Raw genomic sequence first — 19,633 nt, 5'->3', positions numbered from 1 at the left:
CGCATCCTTTTTTGCGAGCCTGTTTGCGCGCTATCTCCCGCTCCTGCAACGCCTGTAGGCGCTACCTGTTGACCCTCACCGTAGAATTGAGTTTATGGCTGGATTAATCCGCAAAGAAGATATTGACGAAGTCCGCGCTCGTACCGATATCCGCGAAATCATTGAAGGCTATGTGAGCCTCAAAAGTGCCGGTATAGGCACCTTCAAGGGGCTGTGCCCGTTCCACGACGAGCGCACGCCCTCCTTCAATGTGCGCCCGCAGGTTGGCTCGTACCACTGCTTTGGCTGCGGTGAATCCGGTGATGTGTACTCCTTCGTCATGGCGATGGAACACACCAGCTTCGTGGAGACGGTGGAGCGCCTTGCCGCGCGCATCGGCTACACTCTGCATTATGAGGGCGGTAAGCCGGGCGACCGCTACGAGGCGGGCATGCGCCGCCGCTTGCTCGATGCGCACAAGATTGCCACTGAGTTCTTTGAACGCAACCTCTACTCACCGGATGCGCAGGAGGCACAACGCTTCCTCGGCGCCCGCGGTTTCGACCCCGCCGCAACCCGCAAGTTCGGTGTCGGCTACGCCCCGCGCGGCTGGGACCACCTGCTCAAGCACCTTCGCTCCCAGGGGTTCACCGATGAGGAACTGAAGGCTACCGGCATGTTCTCGGAGGGTAACCGTGGCCTGTATGACCGCTTCCGTGGCCGCATCATCTGGCCGATTCGTACCATCGCCGGTGAAACCATCGGCTTCGGTGCTCGCCGCCTTTTTGACGATGACCAGGGTCCCAAATACCTGAACACTCCCGAGACGCAACTGTACAAGAAATCCCAGGTGCTCTACGGCATTGACCTGGCAAAACGCGATATGACCAAGACTAAGCAGGTTGTCATTGTGGAAGGCTATACGGACGTCATGGCGGCACACCTCGCCGGAATCACCACCGCCGTTGCGACCTGCGGCACCGCGTTCGGTCCCGGGCACATCAAGATGGTGCGCCGTATGATTACCGACGACGGCTCCGGTGGCGAAATCATCTTCACCTTCGATGGTGATGCCGCAGGACAGAAAGCCGCCATGGCCGCCTTCCAGGAGGATCAGCGCTTCGTCGCACAGACCTTTGTGGCGGTAGCCGAGAATGGTATGGACCCCTGCGACCTGCGCCTGCATAAGGGCGACGCCGCCGTGCGCTCTCTGATTGCTTCGCGCCGACCGCTCTTCGAGTTTGCGATTGATTCGACCCTCGTCAAGTACGATTTGGCGACCCTTGAAGGTCGCGTGCTGGCGATGCGCGCTATCGCCCCGATTATTGCCGGCATCAAGGACCGCGATCTGCGCCCCGCCTACATGCGTAAGGTGTCTGGTCAGCTCGGTCTGGAACTCGACGAGATTCAGCGTGCCGTGGCGTACGCACAGAACCACCCGAAGCTTTCGCGCATCCAGCAAGCGGAGGCTACCGCCGCGCCGCGGTACGAGCGTCTGAATGAAGGTCCGCAGGGTGTGCCCGGCGCGCCAGGGTATGCAGGTATTCAGGGGGCAGTTCATGCGGACGCGCCCTACGACCCCGCCTACGATGCACCGCCCCCGGAAGACCACGTCGCACCCAGCGCCTACGCCGGGCAGAACGCTGCCGCGCACCCACCGAGCAGTATTCAACCCGCTGTACCCCAGCCGGAGGCGACCGCCCCCGCCGTCGAGGAATTCCTCACCCCCGACCCGCGCGACCCGGTTGCCCGCCTCGAAAAGGCGGCGCTCGAGATTGCCCTGCAGTACCCCGAGCTCATCAGCGTGGAACAGTGGCGTAATCTCGCCATCGTGCAGTTCCGCTACCGCACCCACCGCGAGGTAGCGGCCGGCATTATTCATGCGGCAACCGTCATGGCACCTACCCCTGGAATCGAATGGATTAACTGTGTGCGCTCCGGCGCCGTGGAAGGCGTACACCCCGCTATCGCGGAGCTTGCTGTCTCACCGCTACCGGTCAGTAGCGACGAGTACCTGCCCAACTTCGTTACCGGCGCACTCAACGCCCTATTCGAACAGCAGATCGCCCGCCAAAAATCTGACCTGATGATGCGCCTGGAACAGCTCAGCGCCAACCCCGACGACGAAGAGTTTGAAGCGGTACAGCGTCAGCTCCTCGAACTGGAAATGCGCCGCCGCCAGCTCAGCACACAGCGCGGCTAAGCACGGTTCCTTGTGAATACCCCGGCTAGCTGTAGAACCTCTACGTTCCACAGGTAGCTGGGGGAGCACCGCCAATCAGCAGGAGCCGTACCGCCCAATCTCATCAGACAGCCCAAAGAGTGACGCACTTCACGGTATTTAAAGTTGCGGAGCCCAAACAGTCCCGGTATAGTTATTACTCGTTGCAAGGGAAACCGGCAACGAAAAGCAAAATAATCCCCCGTAGCTCAATTGGCAGAGCATTCGACTGTTAATCGAAGGGTTACTGGTTCGAGTCCAGTCGGGGGAGCAAATAGTGAAAGCCTCAGAATAAAGTTCTGAGGCTTTTCCATTTTCCCGACGGGACTCCAGCGCAGTAACCACTCGGCGAGAACCACTCGGCGAGGCAACGATGCTTCACCCTGCAAAAATGTGAAGTCTAACGCATAGAAAAGTTCCCCACTTACACGCCACGCATCCACCCAGCGCGTAGCGGGGGAGTGGTCGGTCAGCATCCTCTTGCGCCTGCTCCAGAGCAAATCCGCAACGCAACCAAACCCAGAAAGCTACGCCTGTAGCTCAACACAATCTCCAGAAAGTCGAAAATACCTGAAGAGATAGTATAAAACCGCACTCAAACGGTCATCCAGAGATGGAATAAGGGGCTAAACTATAGGAGGTGGAGTGCGAAAAAGAAGCCTCCAAAAACACGTCACGGAGAGGTGGTCATGACCACTACTACTAATCCTAAGGCACCTAAGGGTTTCTTTGCTGGCATCAGCGGGATTAAGTCCGGCGTCGCGAACATCATCGACGCTGGCAAAACCTTCAAGACCCTTGGACCCAGCCAGGTTAAGGACGAAATCCAGATTGCAAAACACGAGCTGAAGACCAAGGGTATCGCCGTTGGTAAGGGTGCGGCCTTCTTCGGTGTAGCAGCAGTCTTCGGTCTGTTCCTGATCATTGCCCTGGTTGCTGCAGCAATCCTCGGTCTCGGCACCGTCATGCCCTACTGGGCATCCGCGCTGGTCTTCGCCCTCATCTTCCTCATCGTCCTGGCAATCTGTGCCCTGGTCGGTCTGAAGAAGGTCAAGGCGCAGCTGCCGTTCAAGCCCGAATCCGCAATCTTCGGTCTGCTCTTCGACCTCGGCGTACTCAAGGAAGGTACCGCCATGTCCGCTGAGCGCCTGAAGAAGGAACAGGCAGAGCGTGCAGAGCAGAAGGCTAAGGAAGCTGAAGAAGCAGCAGAACGCGCACGTCAGGAAGCTGAAGAGCGTAAGGCACGCGGTGAGGAAGAGCCCAAGCCGCCGACCTTCGAAGAGCTCAAGCAGCGCACCGCAGAGCGTCGCCAGCACCTGGCAGCCTTGCGCGACGACCTGCAGTCCTACACCGGCGACGTTCAGAACAACACCGAGCAGGCTCTGGATGCTCTCAAGGCAGTCCCCTCCGAGGTTGCTGCAGGTGCAGCAGCTACCGGTCGTGGCCTGGCAGAGAACGTGCGCAAGCCCGAGGTTTTGCAGGCACGCTGGAAGTCTTTCGCAGTACTGGGTGCATCCATTGCAACCGTCCTGCACTTCCTGAACCGCCTGGTTCGCCGCTAATAAAGACCGTTTGCCGCTCAAACCGGCATAGGTTTAATGCCAAGCGTCCAAACGCCCCGATGAGTACATCGGGGCGTTTGCGCGTCTTGGGTAAATTGAGGGCACCTGGCCGGACGGGAGGTTTAGAGGCAACTCCCAGCCAAACCCTCCCTCCATGAATCGGAGAAGGACGCAGCTCACAGGTAGAATAGACAAGTGCTATACGTACTGGACCCACCCGGTTCACGCGACAGGCAGAGGTAGAAGCGGCGCACCGTCGCACCCGAAACCCCAAAGTCACCGACACGCTACACCCCGATGAGGAGCCCCGTCATGGAACAGGCAAAGACGATTCTGATTGGCGCAGAAACCTACCCGCCGGACATTAACGGTGCAGCACAATTCGGTCACCGCCTCGCCACCTCCATGCTCAAGCGCGGCCACTCCGTACACGTAGTCGCAGCCAGCCCTATCCCCGGCCCCAGCTACCGCACCGAAGTAGAGGGCGGTATCGTTGAGCACCGCCTGCGCTCGCATCTGCCCCCGACCCACGAGACGAACCGCATCTGCCTGCCCTGGGAGATTTGGTCCGAGGTCGGCGCAATCCTCGATGAGGTCCGCCCGGATGTGGTGCACGTGCAGTGCCACTACATTATTGGTCGTGCCCTTATCTTTCAGGCGAAGCGTCGCGGTATCCGCGTCATCTCCACGAACCACTTCATGCCGGCGAACCTTGACCCGTTCCTGCCCTTCCCCTCCGCAGTGAAGCGTGTGATTGAGAAGATCACCTGGAGGGACATGCGTTTCTGCTTCTCCCAGACCGCCGTCGTTACCACCCCCACCCAGATTGGTGCGGATGCGATGCGCGACCTGGGCCATTTTAATCGCCCCGTTATGCCCGTTTCTAACGGTATTGAGATTAGCGACTACGAGCTGGCTGAGGGCGCTGACGCTGGCAAGGTTCCGGGTGAGCTGCGTATCGCCTTCGTGGGTCGCCTGGCTGAAGAGAAGAATGTGGACGTGCTGATCGAGGCGCTCTCCCTGCTGCCGGATACTCTCGAGCACGTCGTGCTGGATATCGCCGGTGGCGGCGAGCTGCGTGAGGCTCTCGAACAGAAGGCGCACGATTGCGGCGTGTTCGACCGCGTGATTTTCCGCGGCTTCGTTCCGGATGAGCGTCTGCCCGAGGTGTACCAGATGGCTGATGTGTTCTGCCAGCCCGGTACCGCCGAACTGCAGTCCCTGGTTTCCCTGGAAGCGATGAGCGCCTCCACCCCCGTGGTGCTCGCGAATGCGCTGGCTCTGCCGCATCTGGTGGAGGATGGTGTGAACGGCTACCTCTTCGAACCCAATAACGCTCAGGATTTGGCCAAGAAGCTGGAGGCTGTGCTCTCCCTGCCCGCCGCTGAGCGTGAGCAGATGGGTCGTGAGTCCCACCGCATCGTGGGCTTCCACAGCGCTGAGAACACCTGGCGCACCTTCGAGGAGCTGTACGTGAGGGACGCTCCGTACCAGCGTTACCTGGACTCGCGACGCTAAGCTTCTCTAGCCCTTGAGCGGCGGATTGAGTATTTTTCGTTCTCAGTCGCTGTTCAGGTATTCTAGAGGATGGTGCTGGCGCCCATTGTGCGCCATCACTGCACCGGATGGGGAGTTAGCTCAGCCGGTTAGAGCAGGGGACTCATAATCCCTTGGTCGCGGGTTCGAGCCCCGCACTCCCTACTGCCCCGCCCGTCGACTTCACCCACTTGTCGGCGGGCGGGGCTTTTTCGCACCCTCTTTTCGCGCTTTTGTCGTGCTCTCAGGCCTACTTTCATGCATGGAGTGCATCAATGGTGATGAAAATGGGTAAATGACGAACGAAGACGCATCATAGCGTTCAATACGGTAGGGTTGAAAAGTCTTGTCACGAAAGACAGGGAGATACCGCAGGTAAGCTAATTCTGCCGGCGATATTGCTTCCACACACCATACGAGAGGATCTCAATGTCGGAGAACACTCCCAACAACCCGTCGCAGGGTGCATCTGCAGTCGGTGGTTACGGCTATGATCCCGGCGTGCGTCCCGCGCAGGACGCTTCGCTGCCTGCTCAGCCGGGTAAGGCAGCTCAGGTGAGCCAGCAGGGTAATGCTACTCAGCCTGCCGTGCCGCTAGCACCTCAGCAGCCCGTCCATCCGCAGCAGGTACCTCACCCCGCTCAGGTAAATGCTAATGCACAGCCGAGTGCTGAGGCTCAGACAGCCCCCGCACAGCCTGGTCAGCCTGCACAACCGGTATATGCTGCTACCGGGCCGGATCCTTTTATGAAAGCTTTGAGTGCTACATGGGACGCTTTTCAGGATGTCTTTGCTGGTAAGCCTGGCCCGGCTCACGCCCGTTTGGAGGCTTCCGGTCTATGGGGCTGGGTAATTCCTGTCTTTCTGCAAGCCATCGTTGCTGCCTTCTTCCTTACCCAGCTTCTGCTGGGATTCCTCAAATTTATGTTCCGCGATGCTTACAGCTTTATGACCGCTAAGATTACCTTCGGTCAGCTCTTCCTCGTTTTTCTGGGACTCCTCGTAATCTCAGCTGTAGTGTTGATTCTGCGTGGAGTACAGATTATGCTGACTGCTCGCACAGGCAAGGTTCCGGTTACATTTGCTTCCTCGATGCAAGTAGTAGCGGTGTCGACTCTGACTGTAGCCCCTACGTATATTGTATTGAGCCTTGTAGCTCTCTTCATGCGTGGAATCAGTAGCAACGAAGGGTTCGGTTTTATCTTCGTACTGCTGGGGCTGTTGCTAGCTTTCGCTGTTTTCTCTGGTGAGGCCCTCGTCTACCTTGGTTTGAATCGTCTGGGTCGTTTCGTGAAGTCCCCGATTATCATGCACGCGACGCTGAGCACAGCATGGGTACTTGCCGTCATGCTTGTGTACTTCATCAGCTACCGACTGGTGAGTTAGGGAGATATACGTGCAGACTTTGAATTACTCTGTGAAACCTGACAGTCACCAGCGTTGGATGTTCTTGGCGGTTCTGCTGACCATTGCCGCCCTGATCCTGAGCGCCTGCGGTGCTAAGATTGAGACCCAGCTTGGTCTTGAGAATGCTGAGAAGGGTACACGCACCATGCTGGTTTCTTTCGATATGAAGGACAACAAGGACAAGATTAAAGGTGGCGCCCAGGCGCTGGATGCGTCCGTGCGTAAACACCTGCCTGAGGGCCTGGAGTACGGTGGTATTCAGTCTGAGGGTGGCAAGGCACGTGCGACCTTCACCATTCCCTTCTCCTCTGTGGACGAGTACCGTACCAAGGTCGCTTCTATCCTGAAGGCTGCTGGTTCCAGTGCTACCCCGCAGATTAGCATCGTCAACTCTGACCAGGGTCTGGTACAGGGTATTCAGGTGAAGGAAAACTTCAGCTCGAAAGACTTGCTGGACTGGCTCCCGGAAGCTCTTGTTGTTGATGGTGTGATTGATTCCTCCCAGAAGAACAGTGTGTTCAACAGCAGCGGCAGCGAAACCACTGTGAAGTTTGGCGAGAAGAAAGTGAAGAACTCCGGCGGCTCCACCATTTCTGCGAAGGACGTCCAGGACCGCGGCTTCAAGGCTGTATTCATGGATATCAACGAGAAGGATGGCGGTTACTCTGTTATGGTTTCCTTCTCGGCCAAGGAAATTATGAATAGCGAAACTTCCTCTGCAGTGGATGCCTACCTGAATCAGGTCAAGCCTGAAGGCGCTGAGCTGAAGAAGGGGCTGGATTCTTCTGAAGCGAGGGGTTACGCTCCTTCCGCATCAACCAACGCTGCTAAGGAAGAAATTGGTCGCACCCTGATCTTCCAGGCTTCCTCTTCGCAGGACCTGAGCGATAAGCTCAAGAAGATTTTTGGTGCAAGCAGCTCTGATTTGTCCTTTAGCCGTGAAGTAACCGAGAAGGACGGATCTTTCAAGGTTGAGAAGACCATCTCGGGTACTCTGGATTGCTCCCTGCTGTGCTCCCCGGAGGGTCAGGGTATGACCCTTACGATGAAGGAGAGCGAGGACCGCCGCTACGAGCCTAACTACAGCCGACGCGATAGTAACTCTTCCAGCTCGAACAATAGGATTCTCGCGGTTAACCTTGTTTCTTCGCGCCAGATTGAGATGAAGAGTATGAAGGTGGTTACTTCCCTGGGCCTGGACGGTTCCATGGAAGCGCGTTTCCTCTACGCATTCCCGACCGAGGATGTTTCGGGCGCTGAGCAGAAGCTCAAGGACGTTTTCGCAGGCGGTAGCAATGACGAGACCGAGGTCCGTCAGGACGGTGGCGCCACCATCGTGAGCGTGAAGGTTCGCGGTAAGGACCAGAACGAGTTCAACCAGCGTTTGAACGGGTACCTGCCCGATTCGAAGGTGACCGTCACCCGCCCCGCTGGCTACCACCCCTTCGGCTCCGACTACATTGTGACCCCTGAGATTAAGCTCTCTTCGAAGCTGGGTAGCTACTACTCGGCTCCCTTCGAGTTCACCTTCAAGGCACCGACCTTCTCCTCGCTGGACCAGCAGAAGGTAGATGCCGCGAACAGCATCGCGAAGAACTCTCAGCATGTGCAGCTCACCGTGAATGGTGGCGAGCTGAGCGTCAAGACTGACCGCGGTGTCAGTAGCACCTCCGGTCTGACTGTTCCGGCGTCCGGTCTGAGCATGATTGACGTGATTGTGGATGCAATCATTGTGGGTCTGCTGCTGCTCATCTTGGTTCTGCTCTTCGTCTTCCGCAAGAAGATTGCGGCGGCTCGTGCGAAGGGCCGTGAGCGTTGTGCCGCTTCGGCGGCAGCCCTTGGTGCTGCGGCGGGTGTTGCGACCGGTTACGGTGCAACCCAGGCTGATGTACAGAACGGCTATCCGGCACAGGGTGGCTACGCTGGTCAGCCCGGTTACCCTGCGCAGAACACTGCCTATACTGTGGGTGATGACTCGCCGACTCAGGTGTTCACTCCGCAGCAGGGCTTAAACTACGGTGAGACTGAACCGACCAAGGCAATGCCCGCGTACGATGCGCACGCAGCACATGCAGCGCAGCCGGTTCAGCCCGGTCAGACTGCTCAGCAGCCTGCACAGCCCAACCAGTCGGTACAGCTGAACCAGTTCGGTGCTGATGACGGTGACATCCTCCAGTAAATATCTGCCTCTAGCGCCTAGACTAGTGAGCACAACTTAGACTGGCTCCTGTGGCCCGTTACCTCCTTCCCGGAGGTGACGGACCACAGCTGTATTTGGTTCAGCTCATGCTCGGCACAAGTACCCGTGCCTAATATCCGCCCGGTACGGGAAGTAAAATGCTCGGCTCCTTCGACCCTAGCAGGCTCATGGGGTTGATGTACTCGGCGGTCTTGCCGCTGCCGTCCCTGCGGGCGCCTCCCTCACGTACGCCCCAGTACAGGCACGGGGTGGAGCATCGCCGGTAGGGGCGCTCGCTGGTGCCGTCCGCCGTGACAGCGACGGTGCCGATTACCTCACCGGCTGCAACCATGGTGCCGACCGGTAATGTTTCGTCCATAGGTTCGAAGGTGCTGCGTCGCCCGTCCGGATGTGCAAGGACCAGTACTTTTCGGTTGACGACCGTGCCGCTGAAAACCACTTTCCCCGCCGCCGGTGCGTAGATGCGCCGGTCGTTCTCAGGTACGGCAAGGTCTATGCCGCGGTGCCCGGCGCTCCAGCGTTGGGCGGGCTTCTCAAAGGGGCGGATTACCCGCGGTCTGGATTCGGCGGTGGGGGAGCGGTAGCGTAGTCGGCTCGCGGTGAGTTCAACGGCGCTGGGAGCTCGCGCACTACTGGGAACGTGCACACTTGAGGTGCCACTCTCTGTGAAACCATCCCCGTCTGTAGAACTGATCCAGCTCAAATAACCCTGACTACCCGCGTAGCCCTGCTCACCCGCACTCAGAAGTGCACCCAGCAGACAGCACACCACCAAGATCGTGTGCCGTAGCTTTCCCTCTAATGTCTTCATGTTCTGCTTCATCTTCTGAGCACATCACGAATTGCCCCGCCCCGCAGTGCCTCACGAAAAATTGTGGATAACCCCGCCGTTGCCGCCTTAAAATCCTTTATCCACAGTGCCCCTGCACACACCCGGCCCGCCTTCACAGGCTTTAACCCTAATCCGGCGGATTAATCGCGGAATATACGGTATAATGTCGTATTGCAGTGTGCCTGCGCCGGTATTCTCCCTCTTCGAGGGGATTTGCACAGCATCACTGACGACGCGCGGCGTGAGCGGCATCCTCAGACGGGGAGTCGATAAGGGACCTTCGGTCCACCCACACAGGGTGGTTAGGGCCTGAGCAAAACGGGTAACCGTGAACGCTAATCGCCGCCAGGAAAAACTGATAACTACTATGCGCGCGTTGGGCTAGCCCGAATGGGAGGTCCGCGCGGCACCACAAAGGAGACGACATGCCCGTCGTAACTATGCGTGAAATGCTGGACTCCGGCGTTCACTTCGGTCACCAGACCCGCCGTTGGAACCCCAAGATGAAGCGTTTCATCCTGACCGAGCGCAACGGCATCTACATCATCGACCTGCAGCAGTCCCTCGCCTTCATCGACAAGGCATACGAGGCTGTTAAGTCGACCGTCGCACACGGTGGCAACATCCTGTTCGTGGGTACCAAGAAGCAGGCTCAGGAAGTTATCGCTGAGCAGGCAACCCGCGTGAACATGCCCTACGTGAACCACCGCTGGCTCGGTGGTATGCTGACCAACTTCAGCACCATCTCCAAGAGCATTGAGCGCATGAAGGAACTCGAGCAGATTGACTTCGACGATGTAGCAGGTTCTCGCTACACCAAGAAGGAGCTGCTCCTTATGCGTCGCGAGTTCGAGAAGCTCGAGAAGACCCTCGGTGGTATCCGCAACCTGTCCAAGGTTCCCTCCCTCCTGTGGGTTGTTGACACCAAGAAGGAGCACCTGGCAGTTAACGAGGCTCAGAAGCTGGGCATCCCCGTTGTTGCTATCCTCGACACCAACTGCGACCCCGACGAGGTTGCTTTCCCGATCCCCGGTAACGACGACGCTATCCGCTCCGTCAACCTGCTCACCCGCGTGATTGCTGACGCAGTGGCAGCCGGCCTGATCGAGCGCAACGCTAAGAAGAACGGCAAGGCTGAAGCAGCTGAAGAGCCCATGGCAGCTTGGGAGCGCGAGCTCCTGGAGCAGCACGAGGCTGCACAGGCTGAAGAGGCAGCTAAGTAAGCTTCCTTAGCCCACTAAGCTTTATGCTTTGTGGCCCCCGCCCGCGGGGACCACGTTCGGACGGCGCCCGCCCTGACCTGGGCGCGGCGCCGTCCGCCATTTGTACCACCGGGATGTCATCCCGATTTATTACAGCAACACAAGGAGTTCACAATGGCGAACTACACCGCAGCAGACATCAAGGCACTGCGCGAGAAGACCGGCGCAGGTATGCTCGACGTCAAGAAGGCTCTGGACGAGGCTAACGGCGACCAGCAGAAGGCTGCCGAGATCATCCGCGTTAAGGGTCTGAAGGGCATCACCAAGCGCGAGGGTCGCGCAACCGCTGAGGGTCTGGTGGCTGCACGCGTTGAGAACGGCGTTGGCTACATGGTTGAGGTCAACTCCGAGACCGACTTCGTGGCAAAGTCCGACCCCTTCATCGCTTTCGGCCAGAACGTGCTCGAGGCTGCTATTGCTGCTGACGCTTCCACCCTGGAAGAGTTGCAGGCTGCATCCTACGAGGGCAAGACCGTTGAGGAGCTGACCACCGACGCTGGTGCACTGCTGGGCGAGAAGATCGTTGTCCGCCGTATTGCACGCGTTGAGGGTGAGCACGTTGCAGTGTACCTGCACAAGACCTCCAAGGACCTGCCCGCACAGGTTGGCGTTCTGCTGGCTGTCTCCGGTGAGAACACCGAGGAGATTGCACACGACGTTGCAGTCCACATTGCTGCAATGAGCCCCAAGTACCTGGATTCCGAGTCCATCCCCGCAGACCAGGTTGAGACCGAGAAGCGCGTTGCTCGCGAGACCGCAATCGCTGAGGGCAAGCCCGAGAAGATTCTGGACAAGATCGTTGAGGGTCGACTGAAGGGCTTCTTTAAGGAGAACACCCTGCTCGACCAGGACTTCGCAAAGGACGCAAAGAAGTCTGTTGCACAGGTTCTGTCCGAGGCTGGCGCAACCGCAACCGCATTCGCACGTTTCCGCGTGGGTGCATAAGGACTCGCAGCAGTTCTGCCCTCCCGTATTGCAGGTTCCCGGTAAGGGAAATAGTATGACGTTGGGGTTATAACCTGAAGCCGGGTAGTCACCAGTGGTGGCTACCCGGCTTTGCTGTATCCTTGATAAGGACTAGGCGGCAGGAGCCCGCCCCGATCACCTATAACAACCCCTAGGTAAGCCACTGGAGGAACCATGACCGAAGCTATTTCGCACCCGATTCACCATGACGAGACCGGCCGTCGCCGCGTTCTGCTCAAGCTTTCCGGTGAGGTTTTTGGCGGCGGTGAAGTTGGTATTTCGACCGAGGTCGTGCGCAGCATCGCTAAGCAGATCGCCGCAACCGTTGGTGAAGTTGAGACCTCCATCGTGATTGGTGGCGGCAACTTCTTCCGCGGCGCTGAACTCTCCCAGGCAGGTATGGACCGTTCCCGTGCAGACTACATGGGTATGCTCGGCACCGTGATGAACTCCCTGGCTCTGCAGGACTTCCTGGAGCAGGAGGGCATTGACACCCGCGTTCAGTCCGCAATCACCATGCCGCAGGTTGCTGAGACTTACATTCCTCGCCGCGCGATCCGTCACATGCAGAAGGACCGCGTCGTGATCTTCGGTGCTGGTGCGGGTCTGCCCTACTTCTCCACCGACACTGTGGCTGCTCAGCGCGCCCTGGAAATCCACGCAGATGAGGTTCTGGTCGCTAAGAACGGCGTGGATGGCATCTACACTGCTGACCCGAACAAGGACCCCAACGCTGAGCGCCTGTACAACCTCACCTACGATGAGGCAATGCAGCGTAACATCCGCGTGCTGGACCAGACCGCGTTCTCCCTGTGCCGTGACAACAACGTGACCATGCGCGTGTTCGGCATGCAGGGTGAAGGTAATGTGACCCGCGCAATTCTGGGCGAGAAGATGGGTACCCTCGTTACTCGCTAACACCTAAATTTTTAGGGTGGGGCGTATGGAACGCCCCCTCACACTGTGACCGTGCTCGATAGCGCGGACTTATTCTGGACGGTACCGCGCGGGTAAGCGCTAAAACTCGCTTATGCCCGGCGGCACCGTCTAGACTTATATCAAACAAGATGTTCTGCCTCTTTCCCGTCGACTTCGCGTTATTTCTAAGGTTTTCGCCTCGGATGCGCCGCGAACCGGTGAGAAATCATGAGGGCTGAACGCGCACCCACCGACAATTCTGGTCCCCCAGAATTCCGACAAAGGAGATCCTTTCGTGATCGAAGAAATCCTTGCCGAAGCCGGCGAGAAGATGGAAAAGACCATCGAAGCAACTAAGACTGAGTTCGCTAAGGTCCGCACCGGTCGTGTGAACCCCGCAATCTTCAGCGGCCTGACCGCCGACTACTACGGTGCACCGATCCCGCTGCAGCAGCTGGTGTCCTTCAACGTTGAGGACGCACGTACCGTCAAGATCGTTCCCTTCGACGTGACCGCACTGGCAGCTATCGAGAAGGCTCTGCGTGACTCCGACCTGGGTGTTAACCCCAGCAATGACGGTGCAGCTATCCGCGTTGTTATGCCCGAAATGACCGCTGAGCGCCGTAAGGAATATACCAAGCTCGTCAACCACAAGGCTGAAGAGGCTCGTATCTCCATCCGTAATGTTCGCCGCCATGCTAAGACCGCTATTGACAAGCTGGTCAAGGACAGTGAAATCGGTGAAGACGAAGGCGCACGTGCTGAGAAGGAACTGGACGCACAGACCAAGAAGCACATCGACCAGGTCGACGCACTGTACAAGCACAAGGAAGCTGAACTGCTTGAGGTCTAAACCCTAATGAGTGCACGCAAAGATGCGAAAGAAGAGAGAAGCGAGCCGCCTGCTCCACAGCCGAGCCCGCAGACTGCTGCAACACTGGTGAAGTCGCGTAGCGCCAAAGCTGGCCGTAACCTGCCCGCTGCCATTGGTGTGGGCGTTGGTTTCGGTGTGCTGTTGGTGCTGGGCTTGATTTACCAGCCGATTTTTGTTGCGGTCGCTACCGTCTCGGCGGCTTTGGGCGCCTGGGAGATTGGACATGTGCTCAATACCCGCCGCGGCTACGGCATCCCGGAGTACCTGCTGGGTGGCCTGTCGGGCGCAATTGTGGTGGTGGCCTTCCTGTTCGGTTTTACCGGGCTGGGCATCGCCCTGGCGGTGAGCCTGCTGGTGTTGCTGCTCTCTTCTGCTCTTGTGCGTACTGACCGTCAGGTCTCACTGGGTAAGTCTTTGAGCGGTAGCGCTCTGGCTCTGCTGTGGGTGCCGCTGATGCTGGGTATCGCCATGGTCTACTTCCAGACGAAACACGGCGAGCGCGGCATCCTCATGATTCTGCTGATGGCCATCTGCAATGACACATTCGGCTTTATTGCCGGCGTGAATTGGGGTAAGCACCCGATGGTGCCGAAGATTTCCCCGAAGAAAAGCTGGGAGGGCCTGGCCGGTTCCTTCATCGGCTCGGCGGTTGTTGGTGCTATCGCCTTGGCGGTCATGGATTCGCCCTGGTACTGGGCTATTCCGCTGGCGGCGGTCATGGTGATCGCTTCGACTGCCGGTGACCTGGTGGAGTCCGTGTTCAAGCGCCGTATGGGTGTGAAGGATATGTCGAATATTCTGCCCGGTCACGGCGGTATGATGGATCGTCTGGACTCGATTCTTTTCGCTGCGGCGGCTGGTTGCCTGATTTTCCGGTTTATTATGCCGCTCTAAAGCCTGAAGCTTTGGTTGCTCATGAAAGGCGGGGCGTTTCTTCCCATGAATGGGGAGGGACGCCCCGCCTTTGCTGGACCCATTTACTGTACCCGGTGCATCGGGGGCGTAAGGGACTATATTTACGACACCGCCCGCCAACCTTGCGTCAGGTAGCCTGCGCATTGGTATTCTTAAAGTTCAATCGTCGAGAGGAGCCACCTTGGCAAGCACCACCCGCGGAGGCGGATTTGCCCGTGCAGCAGAAACCGAACCCGGCTACAAGCGCAGTGAAGTCGACCGCCTGTTCACCCGCCTTGCCGAGGACTACGAAAAGCTCAGCGGAGCCCCCGAACTGCCCGAAGACCTCTACACCTCCCGACGAATCCGCCAGGTCGTCTTCCGTGAAGAACCTGGCGGCTACCAGCTGGATGTGGTCGACCGCGCCCTTGAAAAGATTGAGGAACGCTTCGCCAAGCTCGAACGCAGCCGCTACATTGAGGCGTACGGCCTGGAGAACTGGGAACGCTCCCTCGTAGAAACCGGCGAGTTGCTTGCAGGCCGCCTGGAACGCCCCGCCGGTGAGCGTTTCCGCCGCCCCAGCAAGCGCCGACACATGGGCTACTTCGTCGGCGATGTGGACGCCATCTGCGACCGTGTGTACGCCCAGCTCAACAGCGAAGAGCCGCTGGACCCCTCCGTGGTGCGCCACGCAAAGTTCAGCCCCGCCTCGGGAACCGTCAGTTACGAGGAATCACAGGTGGATGCTTTCCTAGACCGCTGCATTGAGCTGCTGCAAGATCTGCTCTAAAACGTATGCGTTGAATCCCCCCGCCCCGTACCAGGGTGGGGGATTTTTCTGTGCTGGAGCGTTCTGCCCTGATGTCTTCTATACTGAGTCCATCTACGTAGCGGCGAATCAGCGTGCCCCTGCAAAGCCGCGAGCTCATGAGACACTAGAACCATGAAGTTTGGATCCTCAGCACGCGTCGGCGGGAACCGCGACCGCCTCACCGACGCCCTCACAGAACTCACCCGCGCACCGCAGCGCGTCACCCTCCTCGGCTCAACCGGCTCCATCGGCACCCAAGCCATGGAAGTCATCGACCACCTCGCCGCGCTCAAGGGTACCAGCGCCTCCGCCGCCGACGCACCGCTGAAGGTTGTCGCCCTCTCTGCAGGCTCCCGCTCCCTCGAACTGCTCGCAGGCCAGGCAGTGCATGTGCGCGCTGAACTGGTCGCCACCAGCGGCACCGCAGAAGACGCGCAGCGCCTCCGTGAACTTATCGAAGTGGCAGCCTCCGAAGCCGGCATCACCGGCTACACCCCGCAGATCGCCCACGGCGCCGAAGCATCCGTACAGGCGGCAGCATGCCCGGCAGACACCGTGCTGAACGGCATCGCCGGCTCCATCGGCCTGGAACCGACCCTCACCGCGCTCAACAGTGGTTACCGCGTGGCACTGGCTAACAAGGAATCCCTCATTGCAGGTGGCCCACTCGTATGCGCCGCCGTCGATGCATCGCCCCTGGACACCCCCATGGTGCCCGTCGACTCCGAACACTCCGCCCTCGCCCAGGCACTCGCCTCCGGAACCGACGCAGAAATCGACCGACTGATTCTCACCGCATCCGGCGGCCCCTTCCGCGGCTACAAGCGAGAACAGTTGCACGATGTGACCCCCGCACAGGCGCTCGCACACCCCACCTGGGACATGGGCCTGGTCGTCACCACCAATTCGGCAACCATGGTCAACAAGGCACTCGAAGTGCTTGAGGCACACCACCTGTTCGGTGTGGGCCTGGATCGTATTGACGTGGCGGTTCACCCGCAGTCCATCGTGCATTCCATGGTGCAGTTCGTGGACGGCTCGACCATTGCGCAGGCGTCCCCGCCGAGCATGGTTCTGCCCATCGCACTGGGTCTGACCTGGCCGCACCGCATCCCCGGTGCTGTGCCCGCATGTGACTGGTCGAAGGCGACATCCTGGACTTTTGAGCCGCTGGACGAGGAAGCATTCCCCGCCGTGCGCATGATCAAGGAGGCTGGCAAGGTCGGCGGCACCCACCCGGCAGTGTTCAACGCCGCCAACGAGGAAGCCGTCGCAGCATTCCATGCAGGCGCGATTCGCTTTACCGACATTGTCGATTCGGTCGCACGTGTACTGGAAGAGCACACCGGCAGCGCTGAGGCTGTCTCTGACGCTGATTTGACGCTGGAGGCGGTGCTGAACGCGGAGCGTTGGGCTCGCGTTCGCGCGAATGAGCTGCTGGGTATGACAGGCAACTAACCGGTTCTTGGGGCGGTACTTGCATCTCTACGGATGCGGCCGGTGCAGACCTTCCTACGCTCCTACAGGGGAACCCACCCTCTCGGGCGCTCCGCTCTTCCTTGCTTCGCGGCGGAGAGCACCCGAGAGGGTACCCTGATGTCGCTTCCGGAAGGTGCACCGGCTTGATCTGGCAGTGGTTGGTGCGCGTGGAGGGGCGGTATCGTCCGAAGTGACATCAGGGTGCTCGAAGCGAAGCGAGGGCGGGTGCCCCTGTAGGAACGAGGACGAATACCGTCCCTCCAGTCACATCCAGATGGAGAAACATGCGGCGTGCTATCCCCGACACTGCATAAGGCGAGAGGACGGATACCGGTCCCTCTTGCCTCCCCCCCGGCGCATAGTAGGCTAGTGTTCAAATACTCTTCTCTCAAGGGCAAACAACGAAGAGCCCCTGAACGAGCGGACAAAGATGCAGCTATATTTCACGAGGAAGTGCCCACCTATGCGTCGACAGAACACCCTACGAACCCTCGCCGGGGCTCTACTCCCACTAACCCTGCTGCTTAGCTCCTGCGCATCCGGGCAGCCCAGTGCCGACTCCTCGGCGTCCGCTAACGCTGAGAAAGCGTATAGCGCCTCCACGAGCCCCGATAGTCAAGCTATCGAAAAAGTAGAGAACCTCGCCTCACTTTCTGACAACGTTGTTCGTGCCTACCAGCGTTCCCTGAGCCAGTGCATGGCTGAACGAGGATTCCCGAACTACAAGGTTCCTGCAGGAGAAACTGAAATCCCGCTGCTTCTGCAGGCTGATCTTGAACCTCTCACCGTTGCGGATGCCCGCGCTCGCGGATACGAAGAGCGCTACTCTTTGGCTACTACAGCACTGGAAGAGCAGAGCCCTACTATGAGCGAAGCCGAAATGCAGGCTCTAAACGGCACCGAAGGAAAGGGCGGTTGCCAACAAGAAGCCACCCGCGCAGTCTTCGGTTCAGAAGAATCCCGTGCGACCATAAAAAAGGTCTACGTCACTGCGGTTCACTACCTCAACAACGACGCAATCTTCAAAGACCTTGGGCCCGCCACCGAGAAGTGGGCACAGTGCATGAAGGAACGCTTCGGAGGCGACTACACGTCTCCGGATATGGCTCGCCTACAGTACCGCCAGAACAACCAGGACACCCATGAACTGGCGATCAACGATGCGACCTGCCGCGAAGCAACCGGGCTGGATGCAGAACAGCGAAAGATGGCTATCGCTTACCTGAGTTCCTTCCTCGAAAAGGAGCAGGGTCTCATCGAGCAGGTGACCACGATCAAGAAAACTGCTGAAGAGAATGCCCGAAAGATTCTGAGCTAATCCTGCGGACTATCCAGAACAGGCGTACAGAGTAGCTGCAACAGCTACACCTCGTCACAGCGTATTGTGCCCGGCACGTATCCCCGTGCCGGGCACAAACTAACCCCACACGGCACCGCCGCCTAAGCCCAAACGGCACAGACAATAGCGTTCCCGTACGCGCACCCAAAGAAGGGACCCCATGAGCGCCACCCCCAACCGTCAGAAGAAAACCCTCTGGCTCTACGGCATTATCGCCCTGCTCCTCATCATCACCGTGGGTACGCTCATCAGCGCCCAAAACATCAAAACCACCGCCCAAAAAGATGCGGAAGCGGCACCCCCGGACCCCTCCACCATCACCGCCACGGTCACCCGCGAAAAACTGCGCACCACCGTGCCCCTGACCTGCACCGCGAACTACGCTACCTCAACCCCGTTGCGTTACAGCGGTGAAGGGCAGTACACCGCAATCACTATCAAACACGGTGACACCGTCGGCAACGGCACCCTCATCGCAGAAGTCAACGGTGAACCTCTCATCACCCTCACCGGTGGTTTCGCACTCTACCGCGACCTCAAACTCGACGATAGCGGCCCCGACGCCGCACTCCTCAACGAGGCACTGACCGCCATGGGGCGTCAGGGCCCGCAGCCCGCGCGCATCACCGAAGACACCTACGAGGCTCTCAACAACCTCCTCGACAGCCTCGGCTACGCGCACGTCAAGACTGACCAGCCCATTCCCTCCCGTTACTTCCTCATCATCAACCGTGCCGGAGTTGTCACCGGCAACCCCCGCGCAACCGGCGCCATCGCAGATGGTCCCGTAGCCACCATCGCAGAAGGTAGCAAGACCCTCAGCTGCACCGGAACCACCGGCAGGCTCACCCCCGAAGCCCGTAGCGGCCAGAAGGTAACCGTGCCCTCCCTCGGTGATACTGAGTACGTCGCAACCCTTGGATACAAGAACACCTCCGAAGCCGCCGGTGCCGCAGGCAATAGCCAGGCTGGCCGCCAGGCTAATGGCGCAGAAGGTGCGGCTGGCTCCAATCTCAATGGCGCAGCCGGTGCGGCAGGAAACACCGAAGGGGAACGCATCCTCACCCTCGACGTAGGGGATAAGGCGGACAGCCTCCGAGGCACCGTCAACGCGGAACTCACCCTCGAAGAAACCCCCGAAGCACACCTGGTCGTACCCTCATCGGCGCTCTACACCCGTGACGGACAGACCCGAGTCATCGTGCTCGGCCCCGAAAGTTCCAACGGATCGAAGGCCCGCGAAGAACGCGAGGTAACCGTTACCGTCATCAGCAACGCCAACGGCAAGAACGCCGTCACCGGTGACCTGCACGAAGGCGACAGCGTCAAAATCATGCGCGAGAAAAAGTAGGG

General features: G+C 59.0%; 15 protein-coding genes and 2 tRNA genes. 16 read left to right on the top strand and 1 reads right to left on the bottom strand.

Features of this window, described 5'->3' with window-relative positions:
* Positions 1-94: 94 nt before the first annotated feature.
* From dnaG to O3648_RS02655, 7 genes are all read left to right on the top strand, one after another.
* Complete coding sequence (gene dnaG, locus O3648_RS02685) at positions 95-2,182, top strand: DNA primase (protein WP_371568252.1); 2,088 nt, start codon at positions 95-97, stop codon at positions 2,180-2,182.
* 216 nt (positions 2,183-2,398) lie between these two features.
* Positions 2,399-2,471 (top strand) — tRNA-Asn (locus O3648_RS02680).
* A 418-nt stretch (positions 2,472-2,889) separates the two neighbouring features.
* A complete protein-coding gene (locus O3648_RS02675) occupies positions 2,890-3,762 on the top strand; it encodes a phage holin family protein (protein ID WP_279742021.1) in 873 nt (290 codons plus the stop codon).
* A 312-nt stretch (positions 3,763-4,074) separates the two neighbouring features.
* A complete protein-coding gene (locus tag O3648_RS02670; protein WP_279742022.1) occupies positions 4,075-5,280 on the top strand; it encodes a glycosyltransferase in 1,206 nt (401 codons plus the stop codon).
* Positions 5,281-5,389: 109 nt separating this feature from the next.
* A tRNA-Ile gene (locus tag O3648_RS02665) sits at positions 5,390-5,463 on the top strand.
* A gap of 264 nt (positions 5,464-5,727) precedes the next feature.
* Positions 5,728-6,684: a hypothetical protein gene (locus tag O3648_RS02660; RefSeq protein WP_279790928.1), complete on the top strand. Its 957-nt coding sequence runs from the start codon at positions 5,728-5,730 to the stop codon at positions 6,682-6,684.
* 58 nt (positions 6,685-6,742) lie between these two features.
* Positions 6,743-8,884 (top strand): flagellar motor protein, encoded by a 2,142-nt coding sequence (locus O3648_RS02655; protein WP_371568327.1) that lies wholly within the window; start codon positions 6,743-6,745, stop codon positions 8,882-8,884.
* A 130-nt stretch (positions 8,885-9,014) separates the two neighbouring features.
* Here O3648_RS02655 and O3648_RS02650 read toward each other — a convergent pair whose 3' ends face one another.
* On the bottom strand, positions 9,015-9,551 hold the full coding sequence (locus O3648_RS02650; protein WP_371568249.1) for a M23 family metallopeptidase: 537 nt from the start codon (positions 9,549-9,551) through the stop codon (positions 9,015-9,017).
* Between the two features lie 611 nt (positions 9,552-10,162).
* On the opposite strand from O3648_RS02650, the gene rpsB reads away from it, so the two are divergent.
* The 9 genes from rpsB to O3648_RS02605 all read left to right on the top strand — a co-directional run bounded on the left by rpsB (position 10,163) and on the right by O3648_RS02605 (position 19,631).
* Positions 10,163-10,960, top strand: a complete 798-nt coding sequence (rpsB, locus tag O3648_RS02645) for a 30S ribosomal protein S2 (RefSeq protein WP_005508818.1) — start codon at positions 10,163-10,165, stop codon at positions 10,958-10,960.
* A 153-nt stretch (positions 10,961-11,113) separates the two neighbouring features.
* Complete coding sequence (tsf, locus tag O3648_RS02640) at positions 11,114-11,944, top strand: translation elongation factor Ts (protein ID WP_279742027.1); 831 nt, start codon at positions 11,114-11,116, stop codon at positions 11,942-11,944.
* Between the two features lie 195 nt (positions 11,945-12,139).
* Positions 12,140-12,883: a UMP kinase gene (gene pyrH / locus O3648_RS02635; RefSeq protein WP_279754365.1), complete on the top strand. Its 744-nt coding sequence runs from the start codon at positions 12,140-12,142 to the stop codon at positions 12,881-12,883.
* Between the two features lie 295 nt (positions 12,884-13,178).
* A complete protein-coding gene (gene frr / locus O3648_RS02630) occupies positions 13,179-13,736 on the top strand; it encodes a ribosome recycling factor (RefSeq protein ID WP_371568246.1) in 558 nt (185 codons plus the stop codon).
* A gap of 6 nt (positions 13,737-13,742) precedes the next feature.
* Positions 13,743-14,651 (top strand): phosphatidate cytidylyltransferase, encoded by a 909-nt coding sequence (locus O3648_RS02625; protein ID WP_371568244.1) that lies wholly within the window; start codon positions 13,743-13,745, stop codon positions 14,649-14,651.
* A gap of 202 nt (positions 14,652-14,853) precedes the next feature.
* Positions 14,854-15,441 (top strand): cell division protein DivIVA, encoded by a 588-nt coding sequence (locus O3648_RS02620; protein ID WP_279742031.1) that lies wholly within the window; start codon positions 14,854-14,856, stop codon positions 15,439-15,441.
* Between the two features lie 153 nt (positions 15,442-15,594).
* On the top strand, positions 15,595-16,920 hold the full coding sequence (dxr, locus tag O3648_RS02615; protein ID WP_371568243.1) for a 1-deoxy-D-xylulose-5-phosphate reductoisomerase: 1,326 nt from the start codon (positions 15,595-15,597) through the stop codon (positions 16,918-16,920).
* Positions 16,921-17,404: 484 nt separating this feature from the next.
* Positions 17,405-18,259 (top strand): chromosome partitioning protein ParA, encoded by an 855-nt coding sequence (locus O3648_RS02610; protein WP_371568242.1) that lies wholly within the window; start codon positions 17,405-17,407, stop codon positions 18,257-18,259.
* Positions 18,260-18,440: 181 nt separating this feature from the next.
* On the top strand, positions 18,441-19,631 hold the full coding sequence (locus O3648_RS02605) for a secretion protein HlyD (RefSeq protein WP_371568240.1): 1,191 nt from the start codon (positions 18,441-18,443) through the stop codon (positions 19,629-19,631).
* The last annotated feature ends 2 nt before the right edge of the window (positions 19,632-19,633 follow it).

The organism is Rothia sp. 27098_8_161, assembly GCF_041432905.1.
Lineage (GTDB): Bacteria > Actinomycetota > Actinomycetes > Actinomycetales > Micrococcaceae > Rothia.
The sequence above is the reverse complement of the archived record's forward strand: the minus strand, read 5'-3'. Positions and strand labels throughout refer to the sequence as shown.

What these genes read in the sequence shown, in the direction of transcription:
- O3648_RS02660 (WP_279790928.1), top strand. Translation starts at nt 5,728, where the DNA reads ATGTCGGAGAACACTCCCAACAACCCGTCGCAGGGTGCATCTGCAGTC.
- pyrH (WP_279754365.1), top strand. Translation starts at nt 12,140, where the DNA reads ATGACCGAAGCTATTTCGCACCCGATTCACCATGACGAGACCGGCCGT.
- dxr (WP_371568243.1), top strand. Translation starts at nt 15,595, where the DNA reads ATGAAGTTTGGATCCTCAGCACGCGTCGGCGGGAACCGCGACCGCCTC.
- tsf (WP_279742027.1), top strand. Translation starts at nt 11,114, where the DNA reads ATGGCGAACTACACCGCAGCAGACATCAAGGCACTGCGCGAGAAGACC.
- O3648_RS02610 (WP_371568242.1), top strand. Translation starts at nt 17,405, where the DNA reads ATGCGTCGACAGAACACCCTACGAACCCTCGCCGGGGCTCTACTCCCA.
- O3648_RS02675 (WP_279742021.1), top strand. Translation starts at nt 2,890, where the DNA reads ATGACCACTACTACTAATCCTAAGGCACCTAAGGGTTTCTTTGCTGGC.
- O3648_RS02655 (WP_371568327.1), top strand. Translation starts at nt 6,743, where the DNA reads ATGTTCTTGGCGGTTCTGCTGACCATTGCCGCCCTGATCCTGAGCGCC.
- O3648_RS02605 (WP_371568240.1), top strand. Translation starts at nt 18,441, where the DNA reads ATGAGCGCCACCCCCAACCGTCAGAAGAAAACCCTCTGGCTCTACGGC.
- rpsB (WP_005508818.1), top strand. Translation starts at nt 10,163, where the DNA reads ATGCCCGTCGTAACTATGCGTGAAATGCTGGACTCCGGCGTTCACTTC.
- O3648_RS02670 (WP_279742022.1), top strand. Translation starts at nt 4,075, where the DNA reads ATGGAACAGGCAAAGACGATTCTGATTGGCGCAGAAACCTACCCGCCG.
- O3648_RS02625 (WP_371568244.1), top strand. Translation starts at nt 13,743, where the DNA reads ATGAGTGCACGCAAAGATGCGAAAGAAGAGAGAAGCGAGCCGCCTGCT.
- dnaG (WP_371568252.1), top strand. Translation starts at nt 95, where the DNA reads ATGGCTGGATTAATCCGCAAAGAAGATATTGACGAAGTCCGCGCTCGT.